The organism is Amycolatopsis sp. cmx-11-12 (assembly GCF_046269425.1).
GTDB lineage: Bacteria > Actinomycetota > Actinomycetes > Mycobacteriales > Pseudonocardiaceae > Amycolatopsis.
In genome coordinates, this window is the sequence record NZ_JADNQM010000001.1 from 354205 (window position 1) to 371527 (window position 17323).

Here is a 17323-nt window from a genome sequence, read left to right on the forward strand (position 1 = left end):
CATAGCTTCGATGTCGTGACGTTGAGCAGCGGAAACCAAGAGCCGGGCGGACCCGCGACGGAGGCCAGGCGTGCACAGGCGTGATATCGAGTTGCTGGCCAAGCTCGCCAACGTGAACAAGAGTGCCGGCATTGCCACGCTCGAACTTAGGCACCTACAGCCCAACGACGCAGCGTATGGGCAATGCCTTCGGGAGCTTGGTGAACGGCTTGTCGGCCTTGGCAATGACTTGACAGCCCGCGCTGACGAGCTTGCTTGTCAGGCCATCGAGCAAACCGGCGGGGACATCGAGCGAGGTGAAGACAACCCATGAGTCAAGAACCATCGAGGCACGAACCATCGACCGCGCGCACCAGGGAACTTGGCCACGAGCTTCGGCGAGTCCGCAAACGTGCCGGGTACTCCGGCACGGACATGGCGCGGAACCTGGGTTGGAACGTCCCCAAAGTCTCCCGGCTCGAAAGCGGCCAACGCTCGGTCCTCCCGGAAGAAGTCGCGATCTACCTTGCTCGCGCACACGCCACTCCCGAGGAACTCAAGGAGCTCGTCGCGCTGGCAAGCGAAGCCCATGACCACAGGCTGCAATTCCACGATGCTGGACTGCCCGACCGGCTTCGCACCCTCACCCTGTTGGAAGCCCAGAGCATGTCGATCACCACGTACAGCCCGGATCTCATTCCCGTTCCGCTCCAGACCGATGCCTACATACGGACCGTCCTGCAACGGTACGGCCACACCGCTGGTCCCGAGCTTGAAGCAGCTGTCGAAACACGACTCAGCCGCCAAACAGCCATATTCACCCGGCACTCACGCCCCGCGCTCACCCTCTACATCCACGAAGACGCCCTCTACACAACGCTCGCCGACCCGACGGTCTTGTACGAGCAACTGCTTCATCTCCAGATCTCGTCGGCGCTGCCGCGCTGCCGTATCTACCTCGTACCCGCCAGCACCGAAACCTTCGACAGCCGCCATGACTTCACGATCTTCCGGCACGAAGTCGATCAACCCGTGCTCCACGTCGACGCCCTCACTGCCAGCCTCTTCCTGGAGGACGACACCGAGATCGCCTTCTACCAGGAGTTCCTGAACCACCTCGATGCCGCCGCACTCGACCACCACCAGTCCCGGGAATGGCTCGCCAACCGAACACGCGAACTCGAACAGAACACGCTCAGCACTACCAGCAGAAGGCCCACCTGACTCCCGGTCGGTGCACTTACCCGATAGGCGCACCGACTGGGTTCCACTCTGCTGCCACGTTCGGACAGCGGCCCCCTGTGCACAGCCCTTAGCCTGGACTGAAGCACCCCCGACAGGAGTCTGATGACATCTACCACGCCGTTCACGCCGGAACGGGCACGAACCGTGCTCAACGTGGCGTGCAACCACTCCGACGTGGACTCGACGGAAGCGGTATCGCTTCGTTTTGGCGAGAACGCCCTCTACAGCCTTGCTGACAACTCGCTGGTCGGCCGCGTTGGACGGTCCATCGAGGCTGCCATCAAGGAGGTCAAGGTTGCCGCTTGGCTCGAAGAGCACAGGTTTCCCTCTGCGAAATTGGCGACCGGCATTGTCGACCAACCCGTCGTTGAGGATGGGCTGCCTGTCACCTTCTGGGAGTTCATTCCAGAGCAAGGCGAGACAGTCACAGCCGCTGAATTCGGCAAGATTCTGCACGACTTGCATGCGCTGCCTGCCCCAAGTTTCAGCCTGCCCGAATTCTCCCCCATGTCAAAGTTTGAGGCACGGATCAAGCATCTTGATGGGCAACTCCCCGAATCAGACCTGACGTTCTTACGAGGCCGCTACGAGGAGATATTGGAAGAATTTGAAGCACTCGAATTCGAGTTGCCACCCGGACCGATCCATGGCGACGCCCATCCCGGTAACGTCATGCGCTCAACGGATGGCAACCTGTACCTGATCGATTTCGAGGACTTCGCATACGGACCGCGAGAATGGGACGCCGCTGTGCTTTCCGTGCGACATCAAGCTTTTGGGTGGGCAACCGATGCCGAGTATCGGAGCTATGCCGACGCCTACGGATTCGATCCGATCGACTGGCCAGGCTTCCCGGTCGTCCGGGCAGCCCGCGAGCTGAACATGACGACATGGCTTGCCCAGAAGGTAGACGAGTCGCCAGAAGTCGAAGCGGAAGTTTACAAGCGAATCTCTGACCTACGCGACGATCAGGCGCCTCGAAACTGGCGAGTTTTTTGAGGGCAGATGCTGGCCGGAGAACTCCAGAAACTCCCGCACCAACGGATCTTCCCCGTGGGCACCTAGTCTCAACTGGAAATCATCCAGGTACGAAATCACTCTGAAAGACTTCAGGCTTGCGGCAGTCTCGACGACTGCTCGCGCTACGCGCAGCGCCTCGTCCAGGTTGCCGCCTTGCAGGTGTGACGTAGCGAGCACAGTCCGGCAGAATGACAAACTGCGAACGTAAGTTGATTCCGATGCCTCGATCGATGCGGCGGCGTGGTGATTGGCAAGCTCGGCATTACCAACGTCGCGGAAGCAATGCGCGAATTCGGCGTGCAGCTCAGCCGCATCGAAGTAGTGAATCCACTCCGGATCATTCTCGCGGCTACCTTGGCCATGCCATCGCTCGGCCGTCAGCAAGGCCGCGGTCGTGTCCTCCTCCTTGCCCATGGATGCAAGCGCCCTTGCCTCCATGGCATGGAAAAGCGCCATCGTCGTTGGCGTGGCGTGGCCGTTCGCGCCTTTGTAGGCAGCGCGAGCCAAATCGACGGCACGCTGAAAGTGGCCGAGAAAATTCGCTTGGTGAGACATTCCCGCGAGGATTCGGCCACACAGCGGCTTGTCCCCTGCTGCTTTCGCCAGTCGGAAAGCCTGAGTCAGGTACCGCTGTGCGAGCCCGTGCGCTCCCGTGTCGTAAGCCGTCCATCCGGCGAGCCGGGTCAGCGCCGCAACCTCGCGGAAGTACTCGCGCCCGACGGGGTCATGCGGCGACACGTGCGGGATGTTCGGCAAGACCTCTTGGTCCAGGAACGACGCGACGAGAGACTTCGGACGCCCACCGCCGTACTTGTAGTCGAACCCGCTGAACATCGTGGTTGCTTCGCGCACGGCCTCGACGTCCACAACCGTGATCGAACGCGGTTCGGACGGCGGCCGTGATCGATCGGTGTCGGAGTCCGTGAGCCATCGCACGACGAGCCCGCTCCATGCCTCCGGCACGACGGAGAGCGGCCCGACACGCGTCGGCGTCCTCAGCTCAAGCTCGGTGATGGCTCCGAGCGCCACCACGCTGTGAGCGACCTCCTCCGGGTACTCAAGGCCGACGTCGTCGCTGCCTCCCGGAGAGTTGTCCGCGTAGCCGATCTCCCCCAAGCTCACCGGACGGCCAAGCAGCTCGCCGAGTACGGCAGCGATCAACTGACACGTGCGCGGATGCGGCGTCGTGCCATCAAGCCAGCGCTTGACCGAGACATGGTCAGAGCTGACCGGCTCTCCACCGTCATTTTGGCTGCGCTCGCGCACACGCCGCGCCAGGCCCTTGTTCGTCGCCCCCGCTTGCCGCATCACCCCTGCTAAGAGCGTGTTCGGCTGCTTCCCCTTCTCGACCACGAGTACCTCCGTGGTCATTAAAGCACCCCCCGTGCACCCCCATAGTGCACATTTGCACCCCCGCAAACACACTGCTGCACCCCCGCCCTCGGCCGGTTTCCTAGGTACATCAGCGACGCACAGCCACAAGGGCAGAGTCGCTAGACGAAAGGGAACGGCGATGGCAAAGAGCAACTTCCCGGTCATGAAGAGCGGTAGCGGCCTCCTGCCGAAGGTTGTCAGCCTGATCATCCTGGTGGCGATCGGCGTCATGGTCGTCAAGCACCCCGCCGATTCGGCAGGCTGGGTCACCAACGCGGTGCACGGAATCGGAGCCGTGATCGACGGCGTCGTGAGCTTCCTCCGCGCACTGTCGAGCTAGCTCGGCCCTAGCCGACGCTCTACCTCAGCGAGGCGACGACGGACGTCGGCGATGGCCTGCCAGACCCGCTCATCCGACGAGTCACTTGCTCGGTTCGCGGTCGCGCCTTCGGCAGGCTGGGTTCGAACGAAGGACCCCTTGCCGTGTCGGATGACCACAAGGCCTTCATCCCGCAGGAGAGCAACCGCGCTCTTGGCCGTGTTCGGGGCTACTCCCCAGGAGTCGGCAAGTTCCTGATAGGTCGGCAACTGAGCACCAGGGCTGTACTCCCCCGACGCGATGGCAGCCCGCAGGCCACCTGCCACTTGCAGGTACGGCGCACGCGGGTCGTCCGGGTCCAGGGATGTCATCCCTCAAGGGTAGGCCAAGCAACTCAGTTAAGTCAGTTCCTGCAAGTCTGTTGACAGAGTTGATAGACAGGATTTACGTTGAGACGCGTTCGACACGAACCCACTCCCGACCGGGAGCACTCAAACCGACTTGGAGTTCAACACCATGGAAGAGCTCGTCTCTGCTCTCAGCTACGCACCCGATGGCCTGTTCGAATCGGACATCGACGCGATGATCGCCGAGTACTTCGTGACGACTCACGACCAGGAACTCACGCAGGTCGGACCGCCTTCGGTCTCGGACCGCGTAGCCACACATCGGCACGTCCGGCGCATCAGCCGTCAGACGGTCAGCTCGACACTCCGAGCGAGGCCAGACAGCTCGGCCGCTTGATTTCGCCCCGATCCGGCGCACGGAACCGCCAAGAACCACCCGCCGGACCGGGATCTCCCAACCACCTCAAAGCCAGTCAGGAGATACCAATGGTAGGGCTCAACCTGCCTACGGACACCGGAAGCGCCTACCCGCCTTCGGTTACCGAACTTCTTCCCCGAGTCCGAGACAGGATCACGGAACTGGGCGAGATCCCCTCTCGAAACCGGATCATGGCCGAGTTCAAGGTAGGTGCGCCGAAGGCTCGCGCCATCCTCGAAGCGATCGCACAGGACGACGAAGCAGAACCCGCCCGGCCGCTGCATGCGGTGCCAGAACCCGCCACTGAAACCGAGTCCAAGCCGGACGACATCGTGCCGGATCCGAATCAAGTGACCTTGCGTGAATCGCGCCAAGACGACACGAATTCACAGGTCACGGACGTCGCAGACCCAGGTACCGGCGCGAAGGTGCGACCCGTGAAGCTATGGCCCGTCCTCCTGCTGGCAATGCCGGCATTCGTAGCGGTGTGGAGCGGGTGGGTCGGACTCGGTCGGCTTACCGGGTTCGGACCGATTCAGGTGTTGCCGGGTATCTGGGATGACCTGACGATCAACTCGGCGATCACTCTGCCGATCGGGGTTGAGGCGTACTCGGCGTTTGCCCTGCGAGTCTGGCTGTCAGGTTCGCCGCACACGGACCGAGCGCGCAGGTTCGCGAAGTGGTCCGCACTGGGCTCGCTCGGTCTCGGAATGGTCGGCCAAGTCGCCTATCACTTGATGTCCGCCGCATCTGTCACCCAGGCACCTTGGCCAGTCACCACGCTCGTGTCCTGTCTGCCCGTCGTCGTGCTCGGAAGCGGTGCCGCTCTAGCCCACCTGGTGCGCGACAACACCGACATGGAGGTGAAGAACTGATGAGCACCACCACCGACGAATTCCGCGGTGAAGAGTCAGAGGGCGGCCGCGTGATCGCCTTCCCTGCCGGTGCAGCGCCCAGCACCACCGAACTCGTCCCGACAGTCAACGACGTCGAGACAATCGACGAGTCGGTTGAGCCGACACCGAAGGCGCACGTCGACACCCCCACCGCCGATGGCTCGTCATGGCTGGACCGTTTGCGGTCACAGGACCGACTGCCAGTCATTCCCAGCTACCTCAAATCGGCGACCGACGCCAAGGACGCGGCAAAGTGGGTCGGGAAGCACTACACCCACAAAGCGGGGTACCACGCCGCACGGTCGCCCCTGTACGCGCTCAAGCTGGCGGTGCGCTCCCCGCGCGGACTTCTGCTGTTGCTCGCGGCGACCGGCCGTTATGTGACCGACGCGGAAGGCCGTCCGGCTCGTTCCGAAACGGCTTCTGCCGACAAGGCTGACCTGTATCTCAAGCTGTCACAGCAGCGAGACAGGCGAGTCGTGCTACGGCTCATTCAGCTTGGTCTCGTGTCGACGATCGGCCTCGTCCTGGTCCTCGTTCTGCCGAACGTGTTGCCGGGGTGGGTGATCTGGGCGTGCGGCGTAGCCGCGGTAGGGGTGCTCGGCAAGCTCGGCACCACAAAGGACAACCCTGTGGTGTCGTCTCGTGCAGTGATGTCCGGACAAGTGCAGAAGCTCACCAGCGACAACGTGATCCAGGCGCTTTCCGTACTGGGCATCGCGGGTATCAACCAGGCGCTTGCCAAGAATCCCAACGCGATCGGCTTTACTGCGCCGATCACCCGCGACGGTCCGGGTTGGCGTGCCGACGTCGACTTGCCGCCCGGCGTCACGGTCGCCGAAGTGATCGAACGTCGCGCGAAGCTCGCGTCTGGTCTCGGCCGTCCGCTTGGCTGCGTCTGGCCGGAGGGCAACGCGGAGGTTCATCCCGGACGCATGGTGCTCTGGGTCGGCGATCAGGACTTGTCCAAGTCCCGTCAGGCTGTCTGGCCGCTACGGAAGCCGGGCACCGTGGACTTGTTCAAGCCTCAGCCGTTCGGCACGGACCAGCGCGGCCGGTGGGTCGACGTCACCCTGATGTTCATCTCGATGGTCATCGGCGCCATTCCACGCATGGGCAAGACGTTCACCCTGCGAGAGCTGCTTCTGATCGCCGCGTTGGACCCGCGTGCCGAACTGCATTCGTACGACCTCAAGGGCACAGGCGACCTTTCGCCGCTCGCGCCGGTCTCACACCGGTACCGCGCGGGAGACGAGCCAGAAGACCTTGCCTACGCGGTTGCCGACCTCCGCGCGCTGAGCAGTGAACTTCGACGACGCGCGAAGGTCATCCGAGAGCTGCCGAAGGATCTATGTCCGGAGAACAAGGTCACGCCGGAGCTGGCCACCAAGAAGTCCCTTGGCTTACACCCGATCGTGATCGGCGTCGACGAGTGTCAGAAGTGGTTCGAGCACCCAGACCATGGCGCGGAGATCGAGGAGATTTGCACCGACCTGGTGAAGCGCGGCCCCGCTCTGGGCATCGTCATCATCCTGGCCACCCAGCGGCCGGACGCGAAGAGCATCCCGACCGCGATCAGCGACAACGCCGTCATGAGGTTCTGCCTCAAGGTCACCGGGCAGCAGGCGAATGACATGGTGCTCGGCACGTCGTCCTACCGGAACGGCATCCGCGCGACCACGCTTTCCTTCCGGGACAAGGGAATCGGGTATCTCGCCGGTGAGGGAGACGAACCGCGGATCACGCGGGGTGTCTACATCGACGGCCCGGACGCCGAGAAGATCTCAGCGCGTGCTCGCGCGGCACGACTGGCGGCCGGACGGCTGACCGGTTACGCCGCCGGGCTGGACATGACTCCTGCTGAGGACGAGGACACCGACACGTTGCTTGCCGATGTGCTCGCAGCGATCGGCGACGCGGACAAAGCATGGTCGGAAGCCATCGTCGATCAGCTCGCCGAACTCCGGCCCGCCACCTACGGCCCATGGGCCGAGTTGCCGACTGGCTCAGCGAAGGCGACTCAGCTTTCCACCGCGCTCAAGCCTCTGGGGATCGCTACCAAGCAGGTTTGGAGCAACGACCCGAACACAGGCAAGGGCGCGAACCGCATGGGCGTCAAGCGCGAATGGATCGCCGACGCACTCACCGAGCGTGAGCGGAACCGCAAGAACGGCTAGCTAGCGGAGGGCTCTAGGTCTAGAGCCTGCTGCCTCTAGACCTAGAGCCCTCCCTAGACCTCCAAGACATCCCTGATCAGCGCCCTAGGACCTAGAGGCGTAGGCCGATTGCGGCCCAAAACAGCCCAGGAGACTCCGTTGAACCCCCTGACCAACCTCACGTTCCTGTTCTTCCTCTTCCTGACGTTCGTCGCTCTCGGTTACACCTGGTCGTGCGCCGTCTTCCCGTACAAGGCATGCCGCTCGTGCCGTGGCGTTGGTTTCTTTCGCTCGCCGGTCTTCCGGGCGATCAGGCTTTGCCGTCGCTGCGACGGCAGCGGCCGGACTCTTCGCGCAGGACGTCGCGCTTACAACTCCCTCCTCCGTGCTCGTCGCTCGTTCCGCGATGCCCAGGAACGCAACCGACGCAACGACGACCACTGACCTCCTCTGCCACTCGTTCGGAAGGTGCCCTATGAAGACCGCTCTGATCGACCCCGAGCGTCAGTTTCTCGGCTGTGTCATGCAGTGCTCCATCACTCCGGTGCGACGACTGCTCGCGGGTATGCGGGCCGACGATTTCGGCTCGCCGGTCGCTGCCCACGTGCTTCAACTCGCGATCGAGTTGGTGGCCGCCAACCAAGCGGCTACCCCGGTCGCTCTGATGGACCACGCTCGCGAAAGGAACGAGATCTACCCGCAGACGTCCCCGACTCCCCGGTCGGGCGGCGCCAACCGGCTGCAAGCTCTTGGCATCTGGATCGCGGACACCTACAGCGACGGACCGATCTTGCCTCCGTCCTACTACGGCTCTTGGCTGAAGGCCCTGGTACTCAAGGGCGCGTACCGTCGCGCAGTTCTGGCACACGCCGTCCGCCTGGAACAGGCCGTAACTCAGGAGGCGTCGACCGGTTACCTCCGTGATCGGCTCGACGACACCGAGCACCTCGACGACCTGTGGAGGCGGTACCAAGAGGCCGACGGCTCACTTCCTCGTCTGGAGGTGGCTGCCTGATGGCCGCGATTGTCGACGCCGTGTCCGCGATCGATGCCTTGATCGCCGACGAACCGGCACCCAGCTGCCTTCAGTGTGGTCGTCCGCGCGGTGAGTCCCCGTCGGCAGACTTCTGCACGGAAAACTGTCAGCGCGTCTGGCGTGCCCGCAAGACAGCCAACGAGCCCGCCGAAGATGGGGGCGTCCAGCCGAATCAGGCTCTGCCCGAGACGGCGCCAGTCGAACCGCTCACGTGGCTTGGCCCGCCGCCCGTCGGGGCCTTCGTCAAGGACGGTCACGAGGTGCTCGATTCGGTCGTGACGTTCGTGTCGCGATTCTCGGCGTTCCCGAACGAGCACACGGCTCCCATGTTGGCGCTGTGGTACGCGCACACCCACATCGCGGACAAGCTCTACGTCACGCCAAGGCTCATCCTCGATTCCGCGGAACCGGGCAGCGGCAAGACGCGCGTGATGGAGGTCGGGCAATACCTCGTCGCCAAGCCGGAGATGACGATCAGCATCACTCCGGCGGCCATTTTCCGGATGCTTGTCGAAGGCCCGATGACGTTGCTCTTCGACGAGATCGATGCCGTCTTCAACCCGAAGACGGGCGGTAACAACGAAGATCTCCGGGCGCTGCTCAACGCTGGGTACAAGCGCTCGGCGACCGTGACGCGATGCGTCGGCGACGCCAAGAGCATGAACGTCACACGCTTTCCGGTCTATGCACCGGTCGCGCTGGCCGGGATCGCCGGAGGGATGCCCGACACCATCACCACGCGTTCGATCACGGTGCACATGCGGAAGCGCCGTTTCGATGAGGTGGTCGAAGAGTTCATCGAAGAGGACGTCGAGCGCGAGTCGGCTCCCGTTCGCGGCGAACTGGAAGCCTGGATGAGCCGAGTCGGCGACGAGGTCAGCCGGGCACGACCAGAGCGCCCGGACGGCGTTCGGGATCGAGCGGCGGAAATCTGGCGTCCGCTGCTCGCCATCGCGGACGCGGCCGGTGGGCACTGGCCGGAAACCGCCCGGAAGGCATGTCGGCATTTCGTCCTGGAGAACGGACCGCAGACGGTGTCGCTCGGCGTGCGCCTGCTCGCCGACATCCGGCAGGTCTTCGGTGCTCAGAGGGTCGACCGCATGGTCACGGCTGAGCTGATTCGCGAGCTGCATGACATCGAAGACGGCCCGTGGACTGATCTCCAGGGCAAGCCGCTCGATAGCCGGAGGCTGGCCAAGGAGCTGGAGCGGTACCTAGTCAGGCCGAAGGACCTCAAGGTCAACGGCAAGACCCTCAAGGGCTACCGCATCGACGGCGACGCAGGACTTGCCGACGCGTGGAGCCGCTACCTGCCGCCGCTCGAATCGGGCGCGACCTCCGCGACCTCCGCAACGTCGCAGGTCAACGGGACATCGCTCCCCGACTCGCCGCCGCTGTTCTCCGCGACCTCCGCAACCGCGGCAGCGCCGGAGGTCGCGGACGGTTGCGGCACCAACGCGACCTCCGCGCCCGGTATGACCTGCGCGGTTGCCCCGGTCGCGGAGGTCGCGGGCGAAAGCACGCCCATGTCGAGCGCCAAGGGGGAGGCATAGATGAACGCAGTGCCCATGCCGGTCGCAGTGCCTGAACGGCACCTCTACCGGATCACGGAAGCGATGCGCCTGCTCTCGATGAGCCGATCGGTCATCTACGAACAGTTGCGCGCGGGGCGTCTGCGCTCCGTCAAGCAGGGGCGCGCCCGGCTCGTTCCGGCCGTCGCCATTCAGGACTACGTCCAGTTGCTCATGAACGAAGCGGGGGTCAGCTATGGCGAAACGGCGTAGTCGAGGGGACGGCGGACTGCACTGGGACGAGGTGCGGCAACGGTGGATCGCCACGGTGACCACGGGCTACACCCCGGCAGGTAAGCGAATCACGCGCAAGGCGAGCGGCAAGACCAAGACCGAAGCACAGCAGAAGCTGAAGGCGTTGGTTCGGGACCTTGACGACGGCTTGCCCTCGGAAGACCGGGCGTACAAGGTCGCGCAGGCTGTCCGCGACTTCCTGGCTTACGGCTTGCCTCGACGGTCCGCCTCGACAATCGAAAAGCTGACCATCCTCGCGAACGGCCACATCATCCCCGATGTCGGAGCGCGCCCTCTCGTCGAACTGAATGCCGATGACGTTGACAAGTGGTTAGAGAGGAAGGCGAAGATCCTCTCGACCCGGACTCTTCGGGATCTGCACTCGATCCTTCGGCGGGCAGTGGCACGAGCCCAGAAGCGGGACAAGGTGAGGCGAAACGTCGTACTGCTCTGCGAGATCCCTGAGGGGAAGGAGGGGAGGCCGTCGAAGTCGCTCACGTTCGAGCAGGCCGAAGCGCTCCTTAAGGCCGCTGAGCGGACCCAATTGCGCGCCTACATCACGTTGTCTCTGCTGATCGGCGCGCGGACCGAAGAGTTACGACCGCTCAAGTGGACTCGTGCTGACCTTGTCGGCAAACCGGACGCGACACCACCGATTCCGCCGCACATCATGGTTTGGCGTTCCGTGCGGGTGGGTGGCGATACGAAGACCAAGAAGTCACGTCGCTCGCTTGCGCTGCCTCAGCGGTGCGTCGAAGCGCTACGGGCCCAGCGTGCGAAGCAGGACTTCGCGCGACGTGTCGCGGGCGATCGATGGCAGGAGAACGAATTGGTGTTCGCGTCGGACGTCGGCACGGAGCTGGATGCGGCAAACGTCCGGCGCGGCTTCCGGAAGGTCTGTGCCAAAGCCGGGCTCAATCCGAACGAGTGGACGCCGCGCGAGCTTCGTCACAGCTTCGCGTCACTGCTCTCCGATAGCGGGATGCCGATTGAGCAGATCTCTCAACTCATGGGCCACAACGGAACGGCAGTGACTGAGTTGGTCTATCGCCATCAGCTACGGCCGATAATTCAAGAGGGAGCGAAAGCCATGGACGAGATCTTCGGCGAGCCGATTGGCTGGACCCCGGACATGCCTCAGCCGGTGATGAGCACCACGTCGGACAGCGAGGGCCGAATCGTCCGGCGACCGCTCGCAGGCTGATCAGAACGAATAGTCGCTCACTTAGTCACCCAGGTAGCAAAAGGGCCGGTTTGCATCACTCGCAAACCGGCCTTTCCCTGGGTGGGCCCACCAGGACTTGAACCTGGGACCTCTTCGTTATCAGCGAAGCGCTCTAACCGCCTGAGCTATGGGCCCGAACGAGGAGAAGATTACAGGACGCCTTTCGACGTCCTGCAACCGGGTCACTCTCGTTCGGAAAGGGTCACTTCCAGGCCTCCGGCGAGGTCCGCGGAGACGTTGTAGATGAACGCGCTGACCGTGGCGAGGGCCGAGATCAGCACGATGTTGATGGCGCCGAGGATGGCCGCGATCCCGAAGACGCGGCCCGCGCTGATCAACGGGTCGGCCGGTGCGTCGGCACCTTCCCCGCCGACGAGCGACGAGTAGGTCCCGTTGAGTTTGTCCCACACGCCCATGCCGTCGAGGACGGTGTACAGGACGCCGACGGCGACGAGCCACACGAAGAACAGCGCGACGCCGAGGACGAGGGACAGTTTCAGCACCGACCACGGGTCGAAGCGTTTGATCTGCAGGCTGGCGCGACGCGGTCCGCGGCCGGGGCGGCGGAGCGCGGTGGGAGCGGCCCGAGTGCGGGAGGCCGACGGGATGGCGGAGGGGGCGGGCTGGTCGCCCTCTCCGCTGTCGCCGAAGAGCCTCTTCGCGGCCGTGCCGCTGACCCCGTGGTAATCGGTCACTGTTGTCGCGTCCTGCTTCGGTTCCGAGTGGGCCACGTCCTCGGTGGCGACCGAAGACACCGAGACCGTCTGCTCACTGGCGCCGTCGGCCTCCCCCGCACCGCTGTCGCGCTGCCAGGGCGGGCTCGACGAACCCGCCTGCGCGCCGCCTGCTTCGGGCTTCTCGGATGGTGTCACGAGGTGTCAGTCCTTACCCAGTACGTGGGGCGTCGCCTACTACTCCGACGCCGGGGTTTCTTCTCCTTCAGTACTACCTGCAGTGGCGACGTCTGAGGGCTCGTCCGCGTTGCGTGCGACCGCGAGAAGAGTGGTTCCTTCGTCGAGATTCATCAGCCGCACTCCCTTCGTCTGCCTGCCGGCCTTGCGCACCTCTCCGGCCGAAGTCCGGATCACCCCGCCACTGGAGGTGATCGCGTAAAGCTCGTCTTCGGCGTCGACGATGACCGCGCCCACCAGCCTGCCACGTTTCCGGTCGTACTGAATGGTGAGCACACCCTTGCCACCGCGGCCCTGGACCGGATAGTCGTCGGTCGGGGTGCGCTTGGCGTAGCCGCCGCCGGTGGCGACCAGAAGGAACTTGTCCGGCTGGACGACGTTGATGCCGAGCAGTTCGTCACCGTCGTTGAACCGCATGCCCAGCACACCGGACGTCGCGCGGCCCATCGGGCGCAGCGCCTCGTCGGTGGCGTGGAAGCGGATGGACTGGCCTTCCGCGGACACCAGCAGCAGGTCGTCTTCGGCTGCGGCGAGCACGGCCCCGACCAGTTCGTCTCCTTCGCGGAGGTTGACGGCGATGAGGCCGCCGGCGCGGTTGGAGTCGAAGTCGGTGAGCTTGGTCTTCTTCACCAGGCCACGCCGGGTCGCGAGCACCAGGTACGGCGAGATCTCGTAGTTCGGGATCTCGATGATCTGGGCGATCTTCTCGTCCGGCTGGAACGCGAGCAGGTTCGCGACGTGCTGGCCGCGCGCGTTGCGGTTGGCCTCGGGCAGGTCGTAGGCCTTGGCCCGGTAGACGCGGCCCTTGTTCGTGAAGAACAAGATCCAGTCGTGCGTTGAGCAGACGAAGAAGTGCTGGACGATGTCGTCCTGTTTCAGGGTCGCGCCCTGCACGCCCTTGCCGCCACGTTTCTGCGATCGGTACAGATCGGTTTTCGTTCGCTTGGCGTAACCCGTGCGGGTGATCGTGACGACGACGTCCTCGACGGCGATGAGGTCTTCGACCGAGACCTCGCCGTCGAACGGGATGATCTTGGTGCGCCGGTCGTCGCCGTACTTGTCGACGATCTCCTGCAGTTCCTCGGCGATGATCGAGCGCTGCCGCTCGGGCTTTTCGAGGATATCCTTCAGGTCGGCGATCTCGAGTTCGATCTCGGCCAGTGTGTCGACGATCCGCTGCCGCTCCAGTGCCGCGAGGCGGCGGAGCTGCATGTCGAGGATCGCGGTCGCCTGGATCTCGTCGACGTCGAGCAGGCTCATCAGCGCGGGCCGGGCCTCTTCGGCCGAGGGCGAGCGCCGGATCAGGGCGATGACCTCGTCGAGCATGTCCAGCGCCTTGACCAGACCACGCAGGATGTGGGCGCGCTCTTCGGCCTTGCGCAACCGGAAGCGGGTCCGGCGGACGATGACCTCGATCTGGTGCTTCACGTAGTGCCGGATCATCTGGTCCAGGCGCAGCGTGCGGGGCACGCCGTCGACAAGGGCCAGCATGTTGACACCGAAGTTCTGCTGAAGCTGGGTGTGCTTGTACAGGTTGTTCAGCACGACCTTCGCGACCGCGTCACGTTTGATCGTGACGACGATCCGCATCCCGCTGCGGCTGTTGGACTCGTCGGCGATGTCGGAGATGCCGGTGAGCTTGCCGTCGCGGACCAGGTTCGCGATGTTCTCGACCAGGTTGTCCGGGTTGACCTGGAACGGCAGCTCGGACACGACCAGGATCGTGCGGCCCTTGGCGTCCTCTTCGACCTCGACGACCGCGCGCATGCGCACGGAGCCGCGGCCGGTGCGGTACGCGTCCTCGATGCCGGAGTTGCCGAGGATCATCGCCTTGGTCGGGAAGTCCGGGCCCTTGATCCGGACCAGCAGCGCGGCGAGCAGCTCGTCGTCGCTCGCCTCGAAGTTCTCCAGCGCCCATTTGACGCCGTCGGCCACCTCGCGCAGGTTGTGCGGCGGGATGTTCGTCGCCATCCCGACCGCGATCCCGGAACCACCGTTGACCAGCAGGTTGGGGAACCGCGACGGCAGGACGTCGGGCTCCTGGGTGCGGCCGTCGTAGTTGTCGGAGAAGTCGACGGTGTCTTCTTCGATGTCCTGCAGCATGTGCATCGCGAGATGCGCGAGCCGGGATTCCGTGTACCGCATGGCCGCCGCGGGGTCGTTGCCCGGCGAGCCGAAGTTGCCCTGCCCGTCGATGAGCGGGTACCGCAGCGACCACGGCTGGGCGAGCCGCACCAGCGCGTCGTAGATCGCGGAGTCACCGTGCGGGTGGTAGTTGCCCATCACGTCGCCGACGACGCGGGAGCACTTGTTGTACCCGCGGTCGGGGCGGAAGCCGGAGTCGAACATCGAGTACAGCACGCGGCGGTGCACCGGCTTGAGGCCGTCTCGCACGTCCGGCAATGCCCGCGACACGATGACGCTCATCGCGTAGTCGATGTAGGAGCGCTGCATCTCCTGCTGGATGTCGACCGGTTCGATCCGGTCGTGGTCCGGAGCAGGCGGCAAGGTTTCCGTCATGAGGTCCTTCTCGTGAGGGCAGTCCTGGTGGGACAGAGAAACGGGACGTGACTACACGTCGAGGAAGCGAACGTCCTTGGCGTTGCGCGTGATGAAGGAGCGGCGCGCTTCGACGTCCTCGCCCATCAGTACGGAGAACAGGTCGTCGGCCTGCGCGGCGTCGTCAAGGGTGACCTGGCCGAGCAGCCGGTTCGCCGGGTCCATCGTGGTCTCCCACAGCTCTTCGGCGTTCATCTCGCCGAGACCCTTGTAGCGCTGGATCGCGTCGTCCTTGGGGAGACGCTTGCCCCCCTCGACACCGGCCTGGATGACGGCGTCGCGTTCCCGGTCGGAGTAGGCGTACTCGGGATCGGCACGCGGCCACTTGATCTTGTACAGCGGCGGCCGCGAGAGGAACACGTGCCCGTGCTCGATCAGCGGGGGCATGAACCGGAACAGGAAGGTGAGCAGCAGCGTGGTGATGTGCTGGCCGTCGACGTCGGCGTCGGCCATCAGCACGATCTTGTGGTAGCGCAGCTTCTCGAGGTCGAACTCTTCGTGGATACCGGTGCCGAGCGCGGTGATCAGTGACTGGACTTCGGTGTTCTTGAGGACGCGGTCGATACGGGCCTTCTCGACGTTGATGATCTTGCCTCGGATCGGCAGGATCGCCTGGTACATCGAGTCGCGGCCTTCCTTGGCCGAACCACCGGCCGAGTCACCCTCGACGATGTAGAGCTCGCATTCCGACGGATTGGTCGACCGGCAGTCCTTGAGCTTGCCGGGCAGCCCGCCGATCTCCAGCGCACCCTTGCGGCGGACCAGGTCGCGCGCCTTGCGGGCGGCCATCCGCGCCTGCGACGAGGAGATCGACTTGTTGATGATCGTCTTCGCCTCGGTGGGATTGCGCTCGAACCAGTCGGCCAGCCATTCGTTCGACGTCTGCTGCACGAACGTCTTCGCCTCGCTGTTGCCCAGCTTGGTCTTGGTCTGGCCTTCGAACTGCGGCTCGGACAGCTTGATCGAGACGATCGCGGCGAGACCCTCGCGCACGTCGTCACCGGTCAGGTTGGCGTCCTTTTCCTTGAGCAGCTTCTTTTCGCGCGCGTACGCGTTGACGACGCGGGTGAGCGCGGCGCGGAAGCCTTCTTCGTGTGTTCCGCCCTCGTGCGTGTTGATCGTGTTGGCGAAGGTGTACACCGACGGCGTGAAGCCGTTGTTCCACTGCATGGCGACCTCGACCTCGAGGCCGGTGCCCTTGGCCTCGAAGGAGATCACGCTGGTGTGGATCGGATCCTTGCTGCCGTTGATGTGCTTGACGAAGTCCTCGAGACCGCCCGGGTAGCAGTAGGTCTTCTCCTTGACCCGCGCCGCCTGACCGGATGCGTCCTCTTCGAGCTCTTCGTCGGCGACGCGCTCGTCGCGCAGCGAAAGGGTCAGGCCCTTGTTGAGGAAGGCCATCTCCTGCAGCCGCCGGGAGATCGTCTCGAAGTTGTACGTCGTGGTCTCGAAGATGTCGCCGTCGGCCCAGAAGGTGATCGTGGTGCCGGTCTCGTCGGCCGGGCCGAGGTCCTCCAGCTCACCGGGAAGCTGGTTCGTGTACTCCTGGCGCCAGCTGCGGCCGCCGTACTTGACCTCGGCGAGCAGCGTCTTCGACAGCGCGTTCACCACGGAGACGCCGACGCCGTGCAGGCCACCGGAGACCGCGTAGGAGTCGCTGTCGAACTTGCCACCCGCGTGGAGCACGGTGAGCACGACCTCGAGGGTCGGCTTCTTCTCCTTGGGGTGCATGTCGACCGGGATGCCCCGGCCGTCGTCGACGACCCGCACCCCGCCGTCGGCCAGCAGGGTAACCTCGACCTTGGTGGCATGACCCGCCATCGCCTCGTCGACTGAGTTGTCGACCACCTCTTGCACGAGGTGGTGGAGGCCGCGTTCTCCGGTGGAACCGATGTACATACCGGGACGCTTGCGGACTGCTTCGAGGCCTTCGAGCACCGTGATCGACGACGCGTTGTACTCGCTCTTGTTCTCGGTCACAGGCGTTGATTCTCCTCGTCTACCCCGAGCGGAAGCTCGCTCGTCTCCAGTGT

General features: G+C 64.4%; 17 protein-coding genes and 1 tRNA gene. 12 read left to right on the forward strand and 6 right to left on the reverse strand.

Features of this window, described 5'->3' with window-relative positions; all coding sequences use genetic code 11:
* Positions 1-70 precede the first annotated feature (70 nt).
* From ACLARN_RS01730 to ACLARN_RS01740, 3 genes are all read left to right on the forward strand, one after another.
* Positions 71-313: a hypothetical protein gene (locus ACLARN_RS01730; RefSeq protein ID WP_409489513.1), complete on the forward strand. Its 243-nt coding sequence runs from the start codon at positions 71-73 to the stop codon at positions 311-313.
* Positions 310-1203 (forward strand): helix-turn-helix domain-containing protein, encoded by an 894-nt coding sequence (locus ACLARN_RS01735; protein WP_409489514.1) that lies wholly within the window; start codon positions 310-312, stop codon positions 1201-1203. The genes ACLARN_RS01730 and ACLARN_RS01735 overlap by 4 nt, the downstream gene beginning before the upstream one ends.
* A gap of 123 nt (positions 1204-1326) precedes the next feature.
* Positions 1327-2223 carry a phosphotransferase family protein gene (locus tag ACLARN_RS01740; protein ID WP_409489515.1) on the forward strand — a complete coding sequence of 299 codons (897 nt, stop codon included), beginning with the start codon at positions 1327-1329 and terminating at the stop codon, positions 2221-2223.
* On the opposite strand, the gene ACLARN_RS01745 is transcribed toward ACLARN_RS01740, so the two are convergent.
* The gene (locus ACLARN_RS01745) at positions 2182-3615 is read right to left on the reverse strand and encodes a hypothetical protein (protein ID WP_409489516.1); all 1434 of its coding nucleotides are present in this window, start codon (positions 3613-3615) and stop codon (positions 2182-2184) included. The genes ACLARN_RS01740 and ACLARN_RS01745 overlap by 42 nt on opposite strands.
* Positions 3616-3757: 142 nt before the next feature.
* On the opposite strand from ACLARN_RS01745, the gene ACLARN_RS01750 reads away from it, so the two are divergent.
* Entirely contained in the window at positions 3758-3958 is a 201-nt protein-coding gene (locus ACLARN_RS01750; protein ID WP_409489517.1) for a hypothetical protein, read from the forward strand.
* Here the strand turns inward: ACLARN_RS01750 and ACLARN_RS01755 are convergent.
* Positions 3955-4308 (reverse strand): GntR family transcriptional regulator, encoded by a 354-nt coding sequence (locus ACLARN_RS01755; RefSeq protein ID WP_409489518.1) that lies wholly within the window; start codon positions 4306-4308, stop codon positions 3955-3957. The two genes, ACLARN_RS01750 and ACLARN_RS01755, sit on opposite strands and share 4 nt — an antisense overlap.
* A 145-nt stretch (positions 4309-4453) precedes the next feature.
* On the opposite strand from ACLARN_RS01755, the gene ACLARN_RS01760 reads away from it, so the two are divergent.
* The 8 genes from ACLARN_RS01760 to xerC all read left to right on the forward strand — a co-directional run bounded on the left by ACLARN_RS01760 (position 4454) and on the right by xerC (position 11799).
* A complete protein-coding gene (locus tag ACLARN_RS01760; protein WP_409489519.1) occupies positions 4454-4681 on the forward strand; it encodes a hypothetical protein in 228 nt (75 codons plus the stop codon).
* A gap of 212 nt (positions 4682-4893) precedes the next feature.
* Positions 4894-5577: an ABC transporter permease gene (locus ACLARN_RS01765; RefSeq protein ID WP_409489520.1), complete on the forward strand. Its 684-nt coding sequence runs from the start codon at positions 4894-4896 to the stop codon at positions 5575-5577.
* A complete protein-coding gene (locus ACLARN_RS01770) occupies positions 5577-7775 on the forward strand; it encodes a cell division protein FtsK (RefSeq protein WP_409489521.1) in 2199 nt (732 codons plus the stop codon). The genes ACLARN_RS01765 and ACLARN_RS01770 overlap by 1 nt, the downstream gene beginning before the upstream one ends.
* Positions 7776-7913: 138 nt before the next feature.
* Entirely contained in the window at positions 7914-8198 is a 285-nt protein-coding gene (locus tag ACLARN_RS01775) for a hypothetical protein (RefSeq protein WP_409489522.1), read from the forward strand.
* Between the two features lie 31 nt (positions 8199-8229).
* A complete protein-coding gene (locus tag ACLARN_RS01780) occupies positions 8230-8769 on the forward strand; it encodes a hypothetical protein (protein ID WP_409489523.1) in 540 nt (179 codons plus the stop codon).
* The gene (locus ACLARN_RS01785; RefSeq protein ID WP_409489524.1) at positions 8769-10343 is read left to right on the forward strand and encodes a DUF3631 domain-containing protein; all 1575 of its coding nucleotides are present in this window, start codon (positions 8769-8771) and stop codon (positions 10341-10343) included. Before ACLARN_RS01780 ends, ACLARN_RS01785 begins: the two co-directional genes overlap by 1 nt.
* The gene (locus tag ACLARN_RS01790) at positions 10344-10574 is read left to right on the forward strand and encodes a helix-turn-helix domain-containing protein (protein ID WP_409489525.1); all 231 of its coding nucleotides are present in this window, start codon (positions 10344-10346) and stop codon (positions 10572-10574) included.
* Between the two features lie 55 nt (positions 10575-10629).
* The gene (gene xerC / locus ACLARN_RS01795) at positions 10630-11799 is read left to right on the forward strand and encodes a tyrosine recombinase XerC (protein WP_409489526.1); all 1170 of its coding nucleotides are present in this window, start codon (positions 10630-10632) and stop codon (positions 11797-11799) included.
* A gap of 82 nt (positions 11800-11881) precedes the next feature.
* Here the strand turns inward: xerC and ACLARN_RS01800 are convergent.
* From ACLARN_RS01800 to gyrB, 4 genes are all read right to left on the reverse strand, one after another.
* Positions 11882-11955 (reverse strand) — tRNA-Ile (locus ACLARN_RS01800).
* A 47-nt stretch (positions 11956-12002) separates the two neighbouring features.
* The gene (locus tag ACLARN_RS01805; RefSeq protein WP_409489527.1) at positions 12003-12692 is read right to left on the reverse strand and encodes a DUF3566 domain-containing protein; all 690 of its coding nucleotides are present in this window, start codon (positions 12690-12692) and stop codon (positions 12003-12005) included.
* Positions 12693-12731: 39 nt separating this feature from the next.
* Complete coding sequence (gene gyrA, locus ACLARN_RS01810; RefSeq protein WP_409489528.1) at positions 12732-15251, reverse strand: DNA gyrase subunit A; 2520 nt, start codon at positions 15249-15251, stop codon at positions 12732-12734.
* A gap of 51 nt (positions 15252-15302) precedes the next feature.
* Positions 15303-17270 (reverse strand): DNA topoisomerase (ATP-hydrolyzing) subunit B, encoded by a 1968-nt coding sequence (gene gyrB / locus ACLARN_RS01815; protein ID WP_409489529.1) that lies wholly within the window; start codon positions 17268-17270, stop codon positions 15303-15305.
* Between the last annotated feature and the right edge of the window lie 53 nt (positions 17271-17323).

Excerpts from the sequence above, each read along its gene's own strand:
- ACLARN_RS01750 (WP_409489517.1), top strand. The coding sequence starts at position 3,758 with ATGGCAAAGAGCAACTTCCCGGTCATGAAGAGCGGTAGCGGCCTCCTG.
- ACLARN_RS01770 (WP_409489521.1), top strand. The coding sequence starts at position 5,577 with ATGAGCACCACCACCGACGAATTCCGCGGTGAAGAGTCAGAGGGCGGC.
- ACLARN_RS01760 (WP_409489519.1), top strand. The coding sequence starts at position 4,454 with ATGGAAGAGCTCGTCTCTGCTCTCAGCTACGCACCCGATGGCCTGTTC.
- ACLARN_RS01755 (WP_409489518.1), bottom strand. The coding sequence starts at position 4,308 with ATGACATCCCTGGACCCGGACGACCCGCGTGCGCCGTACCTGCAAGTG.
- ACLARN_RS01745 (WP_409489516.1), bottom strand. The coding sequence starts at position 3,615 with ATGACCACGGAGGTACTCGTGGTCGAGAAGGGGAAGCAGCCGAACACG.
- ACLARN_RS01735 (WP_409489514.1), top strand. The coding sequence starts at position 310 with ATGAGTCAAGAACCATCGAGGCACGAACCATCGACCGCGCGCACCAGG.
- ACLARN_RS01780 (WP_409489523.1), top strand. The coding sequence starts at position 8,230 with ATGAAGACCGCTCTGATCGACCCCGAGCGTCAGTTTCTCGGCTGTGTC.
- ACLARN_RS01785 (WP_409489524.1), top strand. The coding sequence starts at position 8,769 with ATGGCCGCGATTGTCGACGCCGTGTCCGCGATCGATGCCTTGATCGCC.
- ACLARN_RS01765 (WP_409489520.1), top strand. The coding sequence starts at position 4,894 with ATGGCCGAGTTCAAGGTAGGTGCGCCGAAGGCTCGCGCCATCCTCGAA.
- ACLARN_RS01740 (WP_409489515.1), top strand. The coding sequence starts at position 1,327 with ATGACATCTACCACGCCGTTCACGCCGGAACGGGCACGAACCGTGCTC.
- gyrA (WP_409489528.1), bottom strand. The coding sequence starts at position 15,251 with ATGACGGAAACCTTGCCGCCTGCTCCGGACCACGACCGGATCGAACCG.
- ACLARN_RS01790 (WP_409489525.1), top strand. The coding sequence starts at position 10,344 with ATGAACGCAGTGCCCATGCCGGTCGCAGTGCCTGAACGGCACCTCTAC.